This window comes from Holophagaceae bacterium (assembly GCA_016720465.1).
GTDB lineage: Bacteria > Acidobacteriota > Holophagae > Holophagales > Holophagaceae > JANXPB01.
Map to the genome: position 1 here is coordinate 54,056 of JADKKO010000002.1, position 14,767 is coordinate 68,822.

At 64.1% G+C, this 14,767-nt stretch carries 14 protein-coding genes; 7 read left to right on the plus strand and 7 right to left on the minus strand.

The features are described from left to right. The first annotated feature begins 31 nt into the window (after positions 1-31). Together IPQ13_04600 and IPQ13_04605 are read left to right on the plus strand one after the other, a co-directional pair. Positions 32-370 carry a DMT family protein gene (locus tag IPQ13_04600; GenBank protein ID MBL0210181.1) on the plus strand — a complete coding sequence of 113 codons (339 nt, stop codon included), beginning with the start codon at positions 32-34 and terminating at the stop codon, positions 368-370. Between the two features lies 1 nt (position 371). Continuing rightward, positions 372-680 (plus strand): DUF4286 family protein, encoded by a 309-nt coding sequence (locus tag IPQ13_04605; GenBank protein MBL0210182.1) that lies wholly within the window; start codon positions 372-374, stop codon positions 678-680. 83 nt (positions 681-763) lie between these two features. On the opposite strand, the gene IPQ13_04610 is transcribed toward IPQ13_04605, so the two are convergent. The 4 genes from IPQ13_04610 to purH form a co-directional block, all read right to left on the minus strand. Further along, positions 764-1,753, minus strand: a complete 990-nt coding sequence (locus tag IPQ13_04610; GenBank protein ID MBL0210183.1) for a DUF1028 domain-containing protein — start codon at positions 1,751-1,753, stop codon at positions 764-766. Positions 1,754-1,780: 27 nt separating this feature from the next. After that, positions 1,781-2,359 carry a CPBP family intramembrane metalloprotease gene (locus IPQ13_04615; GenBank protein ID MBL0210184.1) on the minus strand — a complete coding sequence of 193 codons (579 nt, stop codon included), beginning with the start codon at positions 2,357-2,359 and terminating at the stop codon, positions 1,781-1,783. A 4-nt stretch (positions 2,360-2,363) separates the two neighbouring features. After that, positions 2,364-4,994, minus strand: coding sequence for an alanine--tRNA ligase (gene alaS / locus IPQ13_04620; protein ID MBL0210185.1), 2,631 nt, complete (start codon positions 4,992-4,994; stop codon positions 2,364-2,366). Between the two features lie 193 nt (positions 4,995-5,187). Continuing rightward, positions 5,188-6,729, minus strand: a complete 1,542-nt coding sequence (purH, locus tag IPQ13_04625; GenBank protein MBL0210186.1) for a bifunctional phosphoribosylaminoimidazolecarboxamide formyltransferase/IMP cyclohydrolase — start codon at positions 6,727-6,729, stop codon at positions 5,188-5,190. Between the two features lie 228 nt (positions 6,730-6,957). Between purH and IPQ13_04630 the strand changes: the two genes are divergently transcribed. The 4 genes from IPQ13_04630 to IPQ13_04645 all read left to right on the plus strand — a co-directional run bounded on the left by IPQ13_04630 (position 6,958) and on the right by IPQ13_04645 (position 10,310). Then, complete coding sequence (locus IPQ13_04630; GenBank protein ID MBL0210187.1) at positions 6,958-7,536, plus strand: hypothetical protein; 579 nt, start codon at positions 6,958-6,960, stop codon at positions 7,534-7,536. Positions 7,537-7,633: 97 nt separating this feature from the next. Next, a complete protein-coding gene (locus tag IPQ13_04635) occupies positions 7,634-9,100 on the plus strand; it encodes a (2Fe-2S)-binding protein (GenBank protein ID MBL0210188.1) in 1,467 nt (488 codons plus the stop codon). A gap of 1 nt (position 9,101) precedes the next feature. Further along, positions 9,102-9,485, plus strand: a complete 384-nt coding sequence (locus IPQ13_04640; protein ID MBL0210189.1) for a DUF393 domain-containing protein — start codon at positions 9,102-9,104, stop codon at positions 9,483-9,485. Positions 9,486-9,521: 36 nt separating this feature from the next. After that, on the plus strand, positions 9,522-10,310 hold the full coding sequence (locus tag IPQ13_04645) for a lipo-like protein (GenBank protein MBL0210190.1): 789 nt from the start codon (positions 9,522-9,524) through the stop codon (positions 10,308-10,310). 7 nt (positions 10,311-10,317) lie between these two features. Here the strand turns inward: IPQ13_04645 and IPQ13_04650 are convergent, their stop codons facing one another. The 3 genes from IPQ13_04650 to efp are packed head-to-tail and all read right to left on the minus strand — an operon-like array spanning position 10,318 to position 12,943. After that, complete coding sequence (locus IPQ13_04650) at positions 10,318-11,262, minus strand: lysophospholipid acyltransferase family protein (GenBank protein MBL0210191.1); 945 nt, start codon at positions 11,260-11,262, stop codon at positions 10,318-10,320. Positions 11,263-11,267: 5 nt separating this feature from the next. After that, entirely contained in the window at positions 11,268-12,371 is a 1,104-nt protein-coding gene (gene rsgA, locus IPQ13_04655) for a ribosome small subunit-dependent GTPase A (protein ID MBL0210192.1), read from the minus strand. Then, a complete protein-coding gene (efp, locus tag IPQ13_04660) occupies positions 12,368-12,943 on the minus strand; it encodes an elongation factor P (protein ID MBL0210193.1) in 576 nt (191 codons plus the stop codon). The genes rsgA and efp overlap by 4 nt, the downstream gene beginning before the upstream one ends. A gap of 127 nt (positions 12,944-13,070) precedes the next feature. Between efp and IPQ13_04665 the strand changes: the two genes are divergently transcribed. Beyond that, a complete protein-coding gene (locus IPQ13_04665; GenBank protein ID MBL0210194.1) occupies positions 13,071-14,765 on the plus strand; it encodes a serine/threonine protein kinase in 1,695 nt (564 codons plus the stop codon). Positions 14,766-14,767: the final 2 nt, after the last annotated feature.

The following is a 14,767-nucleotide window of genomic DNA, read 5'->3' on the forward strand; positions in this document are numbered from 1 at the left end:
GTGAACCCACCCGCGGGAGGACATCTTCCTTATGCGAGCTTGGCTTCCCATCCTGCTGCTCTTCCTCTCCAACATCGCGATGACCTTCGCCTGGTATGGGCATCTGAAAACCGAGCGCAATTCACCGCTGTTCGTGGCCATCCTGGTGAGCTGGGGCATCGCTTTCATCGAATACTGCCTGCAAGTGCCCGCGAACCGCATGGGTTATGGCCGTTACACCCTGCCCCAGCTGAAGGTGATCCAGGAAGTCCTTGCGTTGGTCGTTTTCGCGGGGTTCGCGGTCTGGTACATGCGTGAAAAACTGACCATGAACCATCTGTGGGCCGCATGCTGCCTGGTGGGCGCGGTCTTCTTCACCTTCAGGAGATGATGTGATCACCTATGAAGTCACCGTTGGCGTCGAGGCTCAGCTCTCGGAAGCCTTTGAGCAGTACATGCGGGGGAAGCACATCCCGGAAATCATGGCCACAAGCTGTTTCCTGACTGCGCGCTTCGAGAAGGTGGCACCCACACGGTTCCGGACCCGTTATGAAGCGGCGGACCGGGCGGACCTTGATTTCTATCTCGCAAAACACGCAACCCGTCTCCGGGAGGATTTCGCGGCCCATTTTCCCCATGGATGCAAAGCCAGCCGGGAAGTTTGGGACGAGGTGGAAACCTTCACAAGGGGTCGTAAATGAATTATAAGTGTATTTAATATCAGATATTATCATAGACCCTGCTCATTCCGCCCGCGGTGAAAGAAGGGCGAATTGGGGAGAGACTACTGTGCTTCGATGAGTTTCAGGATGGCCTCGTCGTTGGGCAGCTGCTTCACTTTCGCCAACCTGCGCGCTGCGGCGCGCCACCTGGGTTCGCGGCGGAAGACTTCCTTGAAGATGGGCAGTGCCTCCTGCACCCGGCCGCCGTTCACCAGGGCCACCGCATGCCAGTAGGGCAGCTCCACGATCTGCGGAGCCAGCTTGGCGGCGGCGGAATAGGCCTCCAGAGCGGGTTTCCACTGGTTCTTGGAGACGAAGGCATCACCCGCGTTCATGAGCTGGTAGGCCCGCTGGAGCTGGACCAGCCGAGATAATTCCGCGATGGGGTCCGGGCTGTCCTCCACCCGCAGATCGAACAGTTTGTCGTTCCATGGCTGGCCCGAGGGTTTCGCCTTGACGATGAGGATGGCCGCGCTCTGCATGCCGCGGAAGTCGCCGCCTTGGGCCTGGGCTGCGCGAAGGGCCGCCAGCAAGCGATCCGCCAGGTCGAGCTTGGGATCCTTTAGCCCCTCGCGGTAGGCCTTGGCCATCTCTGGCCAGACCGTGTTCTTGGCCATCATGTTGGCCTGGACCGCAAAGCCCTCGCCCACGATGCCCCCGGCCTCGGGAATGTCCATGGAACCCGTGTGGGAGGCCGCGCGCCCCTGGGCGTCCACCATCCCCACCTGCCGCACGGATTCCTCCGCGTCCACGGCCACCAGCGCCTTCAGGGCCTCTGGCGCGCTCTTGCCGGCCTTCATCAATTGCAACCCAAGGGGACCATAGGCGATGTCCGGGATGCTCTGGGTGGCCACGGCGCCGACGCCGGGCTCGGCGTGGATCACGCCGCTGCCCACGTTGAACCAGTGGCTCTGCACCGCGATGCCCAGATCCCCGGTGATTGGATCGCGCGCCACGATGGAGAAGGTGTGCACGGGGCGTTGGGCGCGGGCCGCAGGCATTTGGGCGAATAGGGAAATGCTGGCAGCGGTGATCATGAAGATACGACGCATAGGCCCTCCTGGAGACTGGTCCAAAGACTACCGCAGCTGCCCAGCCACCAGCAGCACCAGGGCCGCATCCGCCCAAAGGTGGGTGAGCAGCGCGATGCCCAGGCCGTCCGAACCGCGGACGCTTCGCGCCCATAGGGTCCCCACGGCGGCAGGCAGCAGGAACGATGGCACAGCCCACATCCATCCGAATTGGAGGAACCCCGCGACGAAGTGATGCAGCCCGAAGGCGGCTCCGTGGACGTAGGCGGGCCAAGGCTTTTCGCGGACCAGGGTGCCGCGCCAAAAGGCTTCCTCGATCGCTACATTGAAGATGAAGGAATAGATCGCCCAGCTCACCAGGCCGCCGGGCCAATGGCTCAGAAGATCCGCGACGCGATCCCTTGGGAACAAGGCCAAAGGCGGGATCAGCAGAATCAACGGAAGCAGGGCGAAGGCCGCCAGGATCGGAATCCAGGCGCGGCCAACGGCCCCCCATTTGAAGGGCCCCCGCAGCCCGGCCAGGCACACGAGATGGTAGGCCAGCACAGCGGCCCATGACTGTCGCGGCCAGAGCAGCCGCGCGGCCCCGAGGACGAGGGCCGGCAGCCACCAGGGGATGCGGAGCATGAGGCTAGAGCGCGGCCAGCGCTGCCTTCAGAGCGGTGAAGGCAGCGGGGATGCCGGCCGGGTTCGCGCCGCCGCCCTGGGCCAGATCCTTCTTTCCGCCCCCGCGGCCGTCGATGTGCGGGGCCATGAGTTTGAGCAGCGCTCCGGCATCGGCGTTGCGGCCCGCAGACACGGAAACCAGCATGGCCAGCTTGTCCTCGGCGACTTTCGAAGCCATGGCGATGACGGCATCCTGGTGGCGCGTGCGGACCTGGTCCATCAATTCGCGCAGGGCGTTGCCCTCCAGGCCATCCACGCTGGCGGTGATGACCGTGAAGCCGTTCACCTGTTCCACTTGTTCCGCGCTTCCGCCTCCGCTGGCGGCCTTCAGCTTGGCTTCCTTCAGTTCCCGTTCCAGTTGTGTGATGCGGGTGTCCTTGGCGGCGACCAGGTCCCCCAGGGACTCGCGGCTGGTATTCGCCTGCCGCGCAAGCTGGGAAAGGAGCTGCTCGTCGTGCTGGAGCAAGTCCAGCGCCGCCGCCCCGGCCACGGCTTCCAGACGCCGCACCCCGCTGGCCACGGCGCTTTCGCTGGTGACTTTCACCAGCCCGATCTCGCCGGTGTTGGCGACGTGGGTGCCGCCGCAAAGTTCGACACTGAAGCCAGGCACCGACATCACGCGCACGTAATCGCCGTACTTTTCGCCGAACAGGGCCATGGCGCCTGAAGCCAGCGCTTCGTCGATGGACATTTCAGCCAGGTGGGTCGCCTTGGCTTGCAAAGCCTGCTCGTTCACCAGCCGCTCGATCTCGGCCATCTGCTCGGGTTCGATGGGCGCGAAATGGGTGAAGTCGAAGCGCAGGCGGTCCGCGTCCACCACGGAGCCCGCCTGCTTCACGTGGGTGCCAAGGACTTCCCGCAGCGCGGCGTGGAGCAGGTGGGTGGCGGTGTGGTGGGCCCGGATGCGGGCGCGGCGGTCGGCGTCCACGACCGCATGAAGGGAAGCGCCCTCTTTCAAGTCGCCTTCCACCCGCACCTTGTGGAGGCTGCGTTTGGGTGCGGCGGCCACGCAATCCAGGACCTCCGCAGCACCGCCCTCGAAGTGCAATCGGCCGGTGTCGCCCACCTGGCCGCCGCCCATGGCATAGAAGGGCGTGCGGTCCAGCAGGACAGACCCTTCGCCGGAAAGCGAGGCGACCCGTTTGTTCGCGGCGTCGAAGAGGGCCAGCACCCTGGCATCGGCTTCCGTCGCCCCATAGCCCAGGAATTCCGTGGCCGGCAGTTCTGCCAGCATGGCGAAATCACCGGAAAGCCGCTGGTCGTGGGACTTAAGCGCTGCGCGGCCCTTGGCCTGCTGTTCGGCCAGGGCAGTCTGGAAACCCCCGAGATCGCAGGAAAGATCCCGTTCGCGGCACCAGTCCTCCACCAGATCCACGGGGAAGCCGAAGGTGTCGTAGAGCTTGAAGATGTCCGCGCCGGAAAGCCTGCCTTGGCGCACATCACAGGCTTCGAGTTGCTTCAAACCCGCGTTCAGCGTCACGGAGAACTGCTGTTCCTCGCGCTTCAGCGCCTTGGCGACGCGGGACGCCTCGGGTCTCAATTCCGGATAGGCATCCTCCATGGCCGACACCACCGAAGGCACCAGATCCGCGAAGAAAGCGCCTTCGATGCCCAGCTTCTTCCCGAAGCGCAGGGCCCGGCGCACGATCTTGCGCAGCACGTAGCCGCGGCCCTCGTTGCTGGGCACCACGCCGTCGTAGGTCATGAAGACGGCGGCGCGGATGTGGTCCGCGATGACCTGCGAGGCGGTGCGGTTGGTGTGCTCGGCGCGGTCCGCGGGCTTGACTTTCGCCACGTGCCAGATGGCCTCGAAGATGGGCTCGAACAGGTCGATCTCGTAATTGCTGTCCTTGCCTTGGAGGATCGAGGCGGTGCGCTCCAGGCCCATGCCCGTGTCGATGCTGGGCCGGGGCAGGGGCGACAGGACTCCGCCTGCATCCCGCACGTACTGCATGAAGACCAGGTTCCAGATCTCCATGACCCGGTCGCCTTCGCCGTTGGGCGTGGCGTCGCCGGGATAGCGCTCCCCGCGGTCGTAGAAGATTTCCGAGCAAGGTCCGCAGGGCCCGGTATCGCCCATCTGCCAGAAATTATCCTTCTTGCCGTAGCGCCGGATGCGCTCGGGCGGCACGCCCGCAGCCTTCCACAGCTCCTCGGCCTCAAGGTCGGCGGGTATTCCGTCGGCGCCTTCGAACACCGTGACCCACAGGCGGGAGGGATCGATGCCCAGCTTGCCTTCGTCCAGGGGGCCGGTCACCAGGTCCCAGGCGAAGCGGATGGCGTCGGCCTTGAAGTAATCGCCGAAGGAAAAATTGCCGAGCATTTCGAAAAAGGTGTGGTGCCTCGCGGTGAATCCCACCTGGTCCAGGTCATTGTGCTTGCCCCCGGCGCGCAGGCATTTCTGGGAAGAGGTGGCCCTCGTGTAATCCCGGATTTCCTTTCCCAGGAACACATCCTTGAACTGGATCATCCCCGAGTTGGTCCACATCACGGTCGGATCATCGGCGGGGCCCACGACCGAGGACGAAGCCACCTTGCGATGGCCGTTCTCCTCGAAGTAGGCGAGAAATCGTTGGCGGAGTTCAGAAGTTTTCATTTGGAACCGCAAATGGCGCGAATAAACGCGAATTAATTAGTGTGAACAAGACGGAGCCAATCGAGCTGATGGCACCAAAATTGAAAAGGAGGTTGGTACGGTATGAAGCTCCATGGTGCACCACAGGCTAAGGCCTCATCTTTATAAATTAGTTCATTCGCGGTTATTGGCGACATTTCGCGGTTCCTGGTTTCTAGTGCCTGAAATGCCGCATGCCGCTGAAGAACAGCCACACGCCGAGCCGCTGCGCGGCGGCGATGACATCGGCGTCGCGCAGGCTGCCCCCGGGCTCCACGATGGCGTGGATGCCATGGCTGGCGGCCAGTTCAAGGCCATCGGGGAAGGGGAAGAAGGCGTCGCTGCCGAGCACCGAGCCTTTGGCCCTTTCGCCGGCTTTGCGGCAGGCGATCTCCACGCTGTCCACCCTGGACATCTGACCGGCGCCGATGCCCACGGTGGCGCCGTTTTTCACGAGCACGATGGCGTTGGATTTGACCGCCTTGGCGAGTTTCTGCGCGAGCATGAGATCTTCCTGCACCGGGTTGGGGCCCCGGCCGGTGACTTTGACTTCCCATTGCTCGAATTCAGTGAACTGGCCGTCCGGGCGCTGCACCAGGAAACCGCCCCCGATGGTGCGCAGGTCCAGGTCGGAGGCCGCCATGGGCCACTGCTTGGGCATGCGCAGCAGCCGCAGCTGCTTCTTGGCGGCGAAAACCTGCAGCGCTTCCTGGGTGAAGCCGGGGGCCAGGATGACCTCCCAGAAGCTTTGGGCCATGGCCTGGGCCACTTCGATACCGATGGCCCGGTTGAAGGCCACGATGCCGCCGAAGCTGGAGAGGGGATCCGCCGCCTGGGCTTTCAGGAAGGCATCGAGGGGATGGGCGGCCACGGCGGCGCCGCAGGGGTTGTTGTGCTTGACGATGACGCAGGCCGGAGCCTTGAGCTGCCAGGCCAGGCGCGCGGCGGCGTCCGCGTCCAGCAGGTTGTTGAAGGAGAGCTCCTTGCCCTGCAATTGCTCGCAGGCCGCGATGCCTTCGGTGCCCGCGGCCCGATCGACGTAGAAAGCGGCGGGCTGATGGGGGTTCTCGCCGTAGCGCAACCCCTGGCGCTTGGAGAGCCGGAGGTCCAGCGTGTCCGGGAGTTCCTCGCCTTCCGGCGCGAACTGGTTTTCCATCCATTTCGAAATGGCGATGTCGTAGACGGCTGTCTGCTTGAAGGCCGCCAGGGCGCAGATCCTCCGGTCCGCCAGGGACCAGGTGCCCGCTTTCTGCTTCTGGATGAACCCGGCGTACTGGCCCGGGTCCGTGAGCACCGTCACGGAGCCGTGGTTCTTGGAAGCGCTCCGCAGCATGGAGGGGCCGCCGATGTCGATCTGCTCGATGCATTCCTCGAAGGAAGCGCCGGCCTTGGAAATGGTGGATTCGAAGGGGTAGAGATTGACCACCACGAGGTCGATGGGCGCGATATCCAGGCGTTCCGCGTCCGCCACGTGCTGTTCCGAATCCCGCCGGAACAGCAGCCCGCCATGGATCTTCGGATGCAGGGTCTTGACGCGGCCCTCGAAACATTCCGGGGCCCCGGTGTAATCGGCCACCTCCATCACGTCGAGGCCCGCCTCCACCAAAGCCCTGAAGGTCCCGCCGGTGGCCAGCAGATCCCAGCCCATCGCCTTCAGGCTGCGGGCGAGATCGAGCAGGCCGGTTTTGTCGTAGACCGAAAGCAAGGCGCGGGGCATGGCTCAACTCCAATTTCCCATTGTTTCACGCGGTAAGTCTTTGCGACAAAATTACCCAGCAATTTGGATTGCGGACCGACATAAGGGGCCGTAACTCAGTGACCAGGAATGAGCTGGCCACTGCGCAACGGCCCCTAAAACTAATCGGAACCTATGGTTTGTCCGAAACATGGGAGTGAAGCTGGCAAATTCGCGGCGATTCCTGGATGCTGTTGAGAGGGGTTCCTCATGAAGCTTCGTTCACATCTGCTCGTTCCGGCTCTAATGATCGCCTGCGGCGCCTCCGCGGCCCATGCCCAGGAAAGCTGGGACGCGGGGTTCAAGCTGGTGGCTGGGAACTTCAGCGGCGCCGACGGCGCCGGAATCGGCCAGTCCAAGAACTATGGCGTGGCCATGTTCGGGACCTACATCCTGAGCCGCCGCCAATCCCTGGAATTCGACGGGGGCTACCGCTACTTCCCCACCGCCACCACGGTGGACAAGGGCGTCACGCAGGATGACAAGACGGACGGCTACTACGCCTCGGCCCTCTATCGATGGGGATTCCGCCAGGACCTCTATGTGCACGCCGGGTTGAGAGCCTCCCAGTTCCGGGTCAAAAGCCAGACTTTCTACGGAGAGGGGGACTCCGCACCCGCAGTCAAGGGAGGGTTCACGACGGTGGTCAAGCCCATGGTGGGGGCGGGCGCCCGCCTGTCCGACCAATACAGCGTGGAATTGAATCTGGTGAATTTCGAGACCGCCAATATCGCAGGCGCGGCCAAATCAGGCCTCCTGGTGGAAGTGGCCCTGGCGATCCACCTTTAGCTTCCGGGTTTTTGCTCTGGAATCTTGACCCCCGGCACTCAGCTGCCAGTTGCCTCGGCCCTGGCCCATGCCTCATTCTGAAGATTCGAGGTAGGCCATGCCGAAGGTGTTGATCAACGGAGTGGAAAAGGAGTTCCCGGTGGGCACGCTGGTGCTGGATGCCTGCGAGCAGTCCGGCATCGCCATTCCGCATTACTGCTACCACCCGGCGTTGACGCCGGTGGCCACCTGCCGCATGTGCATGGTGGAGATCAAGGGGATGCCGAAACTGGCCACATCCTGCACCACGACCGTGGGACCGGCGCCCAAGGACAACCCCGAAGGCATCGCCATGGAGATCATCACCAACTCCAAGGCGGTGGCCGATGCGCGGGCGAGCGTGATGGAATTCCTGCTGCTGAACCATCCCTTGGATTGCCCCATCTGCGACCAGGCGGGCGAGTGCAAATTGCAGGATTACAGCTACGAGTATGGAAGCGGCGACAGCCGCATGGGCGAAGTGAAACGCCGCTACCGGTACGAGGATCTGGGCGGAAAAATCGTCATCGACAAGAACCGCTGCATCCACTGCACCCGCTGCATCCGCTTCACCCAGGAGATCAGCGGCACGCACGAACTCACGGTGGCGCAGCGCGGCTCCAAGCTGGAAGTCACCACCTACAGCGGGAAGACCATGGACGCCAATCCCTGGGCGGGGAACGTGGTGGACCTCTGCCCCGTGGGCGCGCTCACGAGCCGCGATTTCCGCTTCAACCGCCGGGTCTGGTATCTCAAGAACATCCCTACCATCAGCCGCCACTCCGCCTTGGCCAATCCCATCTGGGCGGACGTGGACCAGAACAAGGCCTGGCGGTTCCGGCCTCGCCCTGTGGAGGGCAAAACGGCCTCCTACTTCATCAGCGATGAAGAACGCGCCGCCTGCCACGACTACAACCTGAAGCCCGAAGCCCGGGTCATGAAACCGGAGCTGAACGGGCGGGACGGCAGCGTCGAAGCCATCCGCGAGGCGCTTCAGCAGGCGGGTCCGACGGCGGTCGTCGCCCAGGGCGTGTTCGGCTGCGATGCGGCCCAGCGGCTGGGCGATCTCGCTTCGAAACCTGAATGGCGGTTCGGCATAGGAACCAAGAGCTATGCGATCCAGCTGCCCAAGCTCCAGACCCACACCGACGGCATCTACAACCGGCGCGGATTCTCTGAGCGGGGTTTCCGCTTCTCGATGCTGGATGAGCTCGAGGAGCTGGTGAAGAAGGGTTCCGTGAAGGCCCTGGTGCTGCTCTACGACGCACCCTTTTCGGGGGCCAAGGAGACGGAGCGGCTCAAGGCCATGCTCGCCTCGGTGCCGTTCAGCCTCGTGCTGGAGTCGGTGGCTTCGGAACTCGGAGGCGCCGCGACCGCCCGCCTGCCCATCACCACCTACCTCGAAGAGAATGATTTCGTCACGGCGCACACCGGCGAGTTGCGGCGCTACCAGAAGGCCCTGGAGCCGCCCAAGGGCGTGAAGACCGTGCCCCTCTGGGTGAAGGAACTGGTGAAGGAACCGGTTCCCGCCCCCGCCGCGGTGTGAGGTGTTCCCAAAGGGCCCGCTGATCCTCGCCTACGACGCCGAGTGCAGCCTCTGCTGCCGCATGATGGACCGCCTGAGGGAACGGGACCGCAAGGGCCTGCTGGTGTTCTTTCCGATCCAGGGCAAGGATCTCGCGTTCTTCGCGCCGGAATTGGCCGGGAGGGACCTGCACGGCGAAATCCACGGGCTCGAGGAAGGAAGCCGCCGGGTTTGGAGCGGCGGCGCCCTGTTGCCGCATGTGCTCGGGCGCCTGCCGGGCTGGCGCTGGGTGGCCCCCATGCTCCACCTCCCCGGCATCAGCAACCTGACGGCTTGGCTGTACCGGAGGAGGGCGGTCCGGAGATACCAGAAGTACGGCAAGCAGCCTTTCTCGGACCGGTTCTAGGCATTAATTCTTCGCAACCGTCCGGCCCATGGCGGCATGCTAGGGTCCATGGGCATCCACGACGCCATCGCCACTTGGCTGATCCGCTACCTGACCGGCGAGTTGCCGGGATACCAGCGGCGCGTGCCCAACGACCTGCCGCGGATGCGGGAAACCATGGAACCCTGCGACATCCTGCTGGTGGAGGGCAATAGCCGCATCAGCCAGATGATCATGTACCTGACCCAAAGCTCCTGGAGCCACGCGGCCATCTACATCGGGGACGCCCTGCTGCGGTGGGGCGGCCCCCACGCCGCTGAGGCGCTGGAAAGTTTTGGCGAGGAAGCGACCTCGCTTCTGGTCGAGAGCGACATGATCAACGGTGTCACGGTCAGGCCCCTGTCGAAATACCAGGACCGCAACATCCGGGTCTGCCGTCCCCATGGATTGCTGATGGATGACCGGGACCGGGTGCTGTCGGTGGTGCTGAGCCATCTGGGCGTCCAGTACGACCGCCGCAACATCCTGGACCTGGCGCGATACCTCACCCCCTTCCACCTGCTGCCCCGGAAATTCCGGCGGCGCCCTTTCTATTTCGGCAGTTCCGGCAGCCGCGAGGTCATCTGTTCGGCGCTCATCGCCAAGGCCTTCTACAAAGCCAACTACCCCATCCAGCCCATGATCCGGGTCGCCAATCCGGCCGCGGGCGACCCTGCCCGCACCCGCATCATGGCCCGGCATCCGAGCTACATCATGCCGCGCGACTTCGATCTCTCCCCGAATTTCGAGGTGCTGAAACTGCATCTTTCCGGGCAGGTCCCTGATGAGGGCATGGCCTGGGGCTGAAGCGGATTCAGGCCTCCCGCATCGGATCGTCCCAGAAGGGATAGAAGCAGTACCACTGGTCCGGGTGCGCGCGGATGAAATCCTCGAGCATCGCGACATAGCGCCTCATGGCCGCTTCGATCTCCACCATGCGTTCCCCCCTCGGGGCGCGGATGGTGATCGGTTCGGTGAAGATCGCATGGAAGTCCTGGTCGGCATCCATGAAGAAAAGGCCGCATAGGACTGGCGCGCCGGTCATGGCCGCCAATTCCCAGGGACCCCGCGGGAAGAAGGCATCCCGGCCGAAAAAGGGGATTTTCAAGCCGTTCAGGCTGAAGTCCCGGTCGCCTTGCATGCCCACCAGCTTGCCCTCCCGGAGCAGCTTCACGAGGGGCAGCGTGGAGAAGCCGACGCCATCCACGGGGATGCCCACCACGCCCCCGGCGGCCCGCATGTCGCTGCGGAGGCGTTCGACGGCCTCAAAGCGGTCGGGCTTGTAGACGGCGTGGACGGGAAGGTTCCTCGACCGCAGCAGGATGCCGCCCAGTTCGTAGTTGCCGGCGTGGGCGGTGAGCAGGATGCCGCCTTTCCCTTCCGCGACCACCCGCTCCAGGTTGGCGAAGGAGGGGGTCGATTTCACGAGTTCCAAGGCTTCTTCCGGCGGGCGCTGGGCGAAGCGGAAAAAATCCACCCAAGAATAGGCGTGGTTGCGGACCACTCTCCGGGCGGTGGCCTCCACCAGGGGATCGGCGAGCTTCAGGCCGAGCACCTGGGCGACGTTGCCTTTCACTGCATCCAGGTATTTCGGGCGCAGATCCATGAAGGCCGTCATGATCTGGTCCGCGATTTCATGCCCCCGCTTCCGCCGCTTGAAGGTCCGCGACGCGAATTTGAACAGGGGGAAGAGCGTCCCGAAGACCGCCTTGTAGGCAAGCCCCAGGAGCCTGGAATCGCTTTGCATGCGGTCTTGCACGGGCGCTACCTATGGACGTTCTGGTTGGGGTTGCGGGTGTCCATTTCCTGCCAGAGCCGCTGGAGGCTTTGCAGGCGTTCCGGGTAGTCGAGGTCCAGGTCCTCGTCGAAGGGATCATAGGCGGTGGGATCCTCGATGATCTCGCCAGGGAATTCCGGGAAGACGCGGGCAAGGAGGCCGCGGTCGAGGCCCCGGACGCTGAGGGTGCGGATGCCCGGCGTGTCGATCAAGGTGCCGCCCTGCGGCATCGGCAGCCAGCGTGCTGCGGTGGTGGTCTGCCGGCCGGTGCCATACCGGCTGATGTCGCCGGTGGGAATGCCGGCGCCGGGCAACAGCGCGTTCACCAGCGTGCTTTTGCCCACGCCGCTATGGCCCACCAGCACGGCCGTCCGGTGCGCGAGCAGGGCCTGGATCTCATCCAGGCCGGTGCCCTGGGTGGCGCTGGTTTCAAGGATGGGCAGGCCTTGCTCCCGAAGGGGATCGAGTTCCGGCAAGGTGTCCTTGACTGAGGCGCGGTCCCGCTTGGTGACGATGATGCGGAACGCGAGGCCCGCGGCGAGGGCGAGGGCCTGGGCCCGCTCCAGGAGCCCCGGCCGCATGGGCGGATCCACCACGGCGGCGCAGGCCCAGAGTTCGTCGGCATTGGCGCAGATGAGCTGCCAGGGTTCGCGGTCATCGATGCCGCCGCGCTTGAGCAGCGTGCTCCGCGGCGACACGGCGATCACCTGGGCCTGCGGGCGCTTCTTGTCGAAGACCAGCTCCGGTTCCTCCAGCGGCACGGGGGAATACCGGACGCGGTCGCCCACCACGAGCTTCACGCCTTTCAGCTTTCCGGAAAGGGTCGCCAGCAGCAGGCTGCGGTCCGCCAATTCCAGATCCACCCATTGGCTGTGGCGCTGGATCAGGATGGCCTCGGGCAGATGCAGCCAGGGCGTGGCATCCGGCAGGCGCAGCATGGATTCGGGATCGTGGCCCTCGATGCCTGTCTGGATGCGCCCGGCGGATTGCTGGCGGCGCTTGCTGTCGGACTTCCGTTCGTGGGAATAGACCTCCCGATGGTCAAGGTCCTGGGCTTCCCGGCTCTGGCCGAGGCGGAATTTGCGGGTCATGCCCTTCCTGCGAATTCCCTGGTCTCGGTGCTGACCTTCACTTTTTCGCCTTCCTTGATGAACAGCGGCACCCGGATCTCGATGCCGGTTTCCAACTTGGCGGGCTTGGTGACGTTGCCCGAGGCCGTGTCGCCCCGCGCGCCGGGCTCGGTATAGGTGACCGCCAGTTCCACGTGCGTGGGCAGCTGGATGCCGATGGGATTGCCGTTGAATTTCTGGATCTGCACGAGCATGCCTTCGACGAGGAAGTCCAGCGCGTCGCCGAGCATGTCGGCGTTGATCTCATGGGTCTCGAAGGTCTCCTGGTCCATGAAATGGCCGCCATCCCCATCGGCATAGAGAAAACTGGCGGGTACCATGGCAAGGTCCGGTTCTTTGAATTTGTCGCCGGCCTTGAAGGTCTTGTCGAAGACGGCTCCGGTCAGGAGATTCCGCATCTTCAGCCGCACCAGGGTCTGCCCGCCCCTGGCCGTGGGTGTCGAAATCTCGGCATCCAGGCAGTGAAACGGGGTGTCCTCCAGCTCGAAGTACATCTTGCGTTTGATGCCGATGGCTTCGATGAGGGCTGCCATAGAGACTCCAAAAGGTACATTTTATCGAAGGATTCGGTTATTTCAGACATCAATTAACAAGACTTCACCACCGGACAGCGCCCAGGCTGGCTATATTCAACATTCTTGACGGATCTCAACAGGCTCTATGGCGGACCCCCAACGCGTAGGCAGGTACCTGATCAAACGCCCCCTCGGCAAAGGCGGCATGGGGACGGTGTACCTGGCTGAAGATCCCATGCTCAAGCGTTGGGTGGCCATCAAGGTGGTGACCACCTACGAGGAAGCCCGCGAACACGCCATGGCCCGGTTCCGCCGCGAAGCGGAGATCAGCGCCCAGTTGAACCACCCCAACGTGGTGACCGTGTTCGATGTGGGACTGGAGCCCGACGTCGGCCCCTTCCTGGCCATGGAATACGTGGAGGGCAAGAGCCTGGCCAAGCACATCAAGGACAAGGATCTCGACCTCGAGACCTCGGTCCGGGTGCTCATCCAGGCCATGCGGGCGCTCCGCGCGGCCCACCGGCTGGGCATCGTGCACCGGGACGTGAAGCCCGAAAACATCCTGATCAGCGAGAACGGCCGGGCCAAGCTCATGGACTTCGGCATCGCGCGCACCCTGGGCCAGATGAGCCTTTCCTCGGAGCGCCCGATGTTCCGGGAGCCCTCCGCCATCGACCCCGAAGACGCGGTGGTGAGCCAGGGCTACGCCCAGACCCTGGCGCTGCGCATCACCAGCACCGGGGATTTTCTAGGGTCTCCGGCCTATTCCCCGCCGGAAGTGCTCAAAGGCAGCGATGGAACTCCCAGTTCGGACCGCTATTCCTTTGCGGCTGCGACCTTCGAATTGCTCACGGGCAGGCTGCCCCATCCCGGCAGCAATCTCACGGCCATCCTCATCCACATCCTGCAGTACCCGGTGGCCATCCCTCCGGACATGCCGCCCAAGCTCGCGGCCGTGTTCAGGCGGGCGCTGGCGGCCGACGCCGATGACCGGTACGCCACGCTGCTGGATTTCATCGAAGAATTGATCGATGCCCTTCCGGGCCCCACCAACCTGCGATCCAGGCTCTTCGCCTCCCTCGCGCAGGAGGATGATGTCGGCGACATCATGTCCCAGCGGCGCAACCAGGCCCAGATGGGCCTCGAGGCTCCTCCGCCGGAGCCCGAGTACCAATCCAGCCGGAAATTGCGCCCGGGCGGCACCTCCGTCCGCATCGACTTGGACGAAGAATCCCCTTCCAGCCAGGATCCGCTCCGCACCACGCCAGGCCGCACCACCGACAAAGACCGCAACGCGCGCCGGATGTACACCCGCCAGGAGCAGGTGGAGCCCGGTTTTGACGGCTGGCGCATCGTGAAGTGGGCCGCGGGACTCATCATTTTCCTCCAGGTGTTCTGGTGGGTCTACCCGCGGATCATGGATCCGCGCCGGACGCTGAACCTGGAGTCCATGCCCACGGATGCGGAGGTCTACCTCGATGGAAACCTCGTGGGCCGAACGCCGATCCATGATCTGAAAGTCAGCGGCCGGGCGAAGAGCCTGCGGCTCGACAAGGAAGGCCACATTCCCCGGTTCGTGGCGGTCGAAGAGGGCGATGTGAAACTCCGGATCTCCCTGGATGCCAAGCGGCCAGGGTTCCTGGTGATTTCGGATCCGCCGGGCGCCGATGTGCACTTGAACAGCGTGTACGTCGGGCGCACACCCATGACCGACCTCCCCTCCATCCTGGGCGGCGTAGGTGAAATCCGCATCAGCTTGAACGGCTACAGGCCCTGGCGCAGCGTGCTGGTGCCCGGCGAAGCCATTCCCAATCCCGTGAAACTCGAAAAGATCGATTAGGG

Excerpts from the sequence above, each read along its gene's own strand:
- IPQ13_04665 (MBL0210194.1), top strand. The coding sequence starts at position 13,071 with ATGGCGGACCCCCAACGCGTAGGCAGGTACCTGATCAAACGCCCCCTC.
- alaS (MBL0210185.1), bottom strand. The coding sequence starts at position 4,994 with ATGAAAACTTCTGAACTCCGCCAACGATTTCTCGCCTACTTCGAGGAG.
- rsgA (MBL0210192.1), bottom strand. The coding sequence starts at position 12,371 with ATGACCCGCAAATTCCGCCTCGGCCAGAGCCGGGAAGCCCAGGACCTT.
- IPQ13_04615 (MBL0210184.1), bottom strand. The coding sequence starts at position 2,359 with ATGCTCCGCATCCCCTGGTGGCTGCCGGCCCTCGTCCTCGGGGCCGCG.
- IPQ13_04610 (MBL0210183.1), bottom strand. The coding sequence starts at position 1,753 with ATGCGTCGTATCTTCATGATCACCGCTGCCAGCATTTCCCTATTCGCC.
- IPQ13_04645 (MBL0210190.1), top strand. The coding sequence starts at position 9,522 with ATGCTAGGGTCCATGGGCATCCACGACGCCATCGCCACTTGGCTGATC.
- IPQ13_04600 (MBL0210181.1), top strand. The coding sequence starts at position 32 with ATGCGAGCTTGGCTTCCCATCCTGCTGCTCTTCCTCTCCAACATCGCG.
- purH (MBL0210186.1), bottom strand. The coding sequence starts at position 6,729 with ATGCCCCGCGCCTTGCTTTCGGTCTACGACAAAACCGGCCTGCTCGAT.
- IPQ13_04635 (MBL0210188.1), top strand. The coding sequence starts at position 7,634 with ATGCCGAAGGTGTTGATCAACGGAGTGGAAAAGGAGTTCCCGGTGGGC.
- efp (MBL0210193.1), bottom strand. The coding sequence starts at position 12,943 with ATGGCAGCCCTCATCGAAGCCATCGGCATCAAACGCAAGATGTACTTC.
- IPQ13_04630 (MBL0210187.1), top strand. The coding sequence starts at position 6,958 with ATGAAGCTTCGTTCACATCTGCTCGTTCCGGCTCTAATGATCGCCTGC.